General features: G+C 71.8%; 3 protein-coding genes. All 3 read left to right on the top strand.

What is annotated here, in order from left to right; translation table 11 throughout:
• Positions 1–112 (top strand): alpha-glucosidase C-terminal domain-containing protein (locus tag ACWDEX_RS37130; protein WP_450469096.1); only part of this gene is annotated, 112 nt, incomplete at its 5' end.
• Between the two features lie 84 nt (positions 113–196).
• Complete coding sequence (locus ACWDEX_RS37125; RefSeq protein WP_450469092.1) at positions 197–1,597, top strand: maltokinase N-terminal cap-like domain-containing protein; 1,401 nt, start codon at positions 197–199, stop codon at positions 1,595–1,597.
• Positions 1,598–1,684: 87 nt separating this feature from the next.
• The coding region (locus ACWDEX_RS37120) for a GlgB N-terminal domain-containing protein (RefSeq protein WP_450469094.1) at positions 1,685–2,276 on the top strand (592 nt) is incomplete at its 3' end.

The following is a 2,276-nucleotide window of genomic DNA, read 5'->3' as shown; positions in this document are numbered from 1 at the left end:
CGTCGAACTCATCGGCCAGGTCCGCTTCCCCGCCATCGGTGAACTGCCCTACCTCCTCACCCTCGCGGGCCACGGCTTCTACTGGTTCCGCCTCCACACGAACGTCGCCTAGAGCCCGGGGACGGGGCGGTGTTTTCCCACCCGCCCGGGACACATATCGCAGACACCCCGACACCCCGGGGAAAGGACGCACGCCATGCCGGAAGCCATCGCTCGTGCCGCCGCACCCCACCCCGGCCTCCTCGCGTCGCTCGGCCCGCTCCTGCGGGAGTGGCTGCCGCGGCAGCGCTGGTTCGCCGGCAAGGGACGTCCCGTCACGGGGTTGTCGCTGGTGGCGGCCACCGATCTGCTACCGCCCCGCGGCACCCCGCGCCTGCTCCACCTGCTCGTACGAGTTCATCAACCGGACATCCCCGCCCAGGGTGCCGTTCCGCACCCGGGCGACTGCTACCAGTTACTGATAGGTGTGCGCGAGGTGCTGCCGCCACGGCTGGCGCCCGCGCTCATCGGACGTCCGAAAAAGGGCCCGCTGGCGGAACGGACCGTCTACGAGGCGCTGTACGACCCCCGGGCCGCCGCCGTGCTCCTGGAGGCGATCCGTGCCCGGGCCCGCATCGGCTGGCTCCGCTTCGAGGGGGACGGGCGCCAGAGGATACGAGACGGGCTCGTCCCGCGGAGGGTGACCTCGGAGCAGTCCAACTCGTCCGTCGTCTACGGAGATACATTCATCCTGAAACTGCTGCGGCGCATCGTTCCGGGCATCAACCCGGACCTGGAGCTGCCGCTGATGCTCTCGCGCGCGGGCTGCCCACGGGTGCCCGCGCCGGCCGGCTGGCTGCTCGCCGACCACGAGGGCCCCGATGCCCCGTACGTCCTGGCCGTGCTGCAACCCTTTGTGCGGGGCGCCACGGACGGCTGGGAACATGCGCTGCGCGAACTGGCCGACGGCAAGGACTTCACGGCGGAGGCGCGGGCACTCGGGCGGGCGACGGCCGAGGTGCACAGGGCGCTGGCCCACGCACTGCCCACGGTCACCCTGGGACACGCCCAGGTACGGCTGCTCGTCGACGGCATGACCGGGCGACTGGAGGCGGCGGCGCAGGCGGTGCCCGCGCTGCGGCCCTACGCGCCCGCGCTGCGCTCCGCGTTCGAGGCGCTGACCGCCTCGGCTGCCGGGGGGCGTACCTGGACCGCCCAGCGCATCCACGGTGATCTGCACCTGGGCCAGTGCCTGCGCTCGCCATCGGGACAGTGGTCGCTCATCGACTTCGAGGGCGAGCCGTCGAAGTCGCTGGCCGAGCGCCGGATGCCACAGCCGACGGTGCGGGATGTCGCGGGGATGCTGCGCTCCTTCGACTACGCGGCACACTCGGCTCTGCCGTCGGCACCGGAGTGGGCCGGGGCGTGCCGGGCCGCATACTGCTCCGGATACGCCGGGGTCGCGACATGCGATCCGCGGACCGAGTCGGTGCTGCTGCGCGCGTACGAGACGGACAAGGCCGTCTACGAGGTCGTGTACGAGGCCCGCCACCGCCCCACCTGGCTACCGGTGCCGATGGCGGCGATACGCCGTCTGGCCGCCGACGCGACGCACTGATCCGCCATCCCCTGCCGAGGAGGCACCGCCGTGACGTCCCGCCCCCCGTCCGATGACAACGCGAAGAAGAACGACGGCGCCGCGAAAGTGGTCCCGGAGCGGGGCGCGGCGCACACGAAGGGGGCGGTCTCCCCCGCCGTCGCCACCGGTGATCGTGAACGGCTGCTGGCGGGCACACACCATGACCCGCACGCGGTGCTCGGCGCCCACCCGATGCCCGGCGGGATCGCCTTCCGTGCCCTGCGCCCGTACGCGCTGTCCGTCACCGTCGTCACCGGGAACGTGCGGGCCGAACTGCACGACGACGGGGACGGGTTCTTCTCGGGGTTGCTGCCGCTGCCGGAGGTGCCGGAGTACCGGCTGCTGGTGGCGTACGAGGAGACGGTCCAGGACACCGAGGACGCGTACCGCTTCTTGCCCACGCTCGGTTCCCTGGACCTGCATCTGATCGGCGAGGGCCGGCACGAGGAGCTGTGGCGAGCGCTGGGCCCCCACCCGATGACACACCAGGGGGTAAAAGGCACCCGTTTCTCGGTGTGGGCGCCGAACGCGCGGGGCGTACGCCTGGTCGGCGGCTTCAACTGCTGGGACGGTTTGGGTCATCCGATGCGTTCGCTCGGTTCGACGGGGGTGTGGGAGCTGTTCGTGCCCGGCATCGGCGCGGGCGAACTGTACAAGT

It is taken from the genome of Streptomyces sp. NPDC001020, assembly GCF_053599115.1.
The sequence above is the reverse complement of the archived record's forward strand: the minus strand, read 5'-3'. Positions and strand labels throughout refer to the sequence as shown.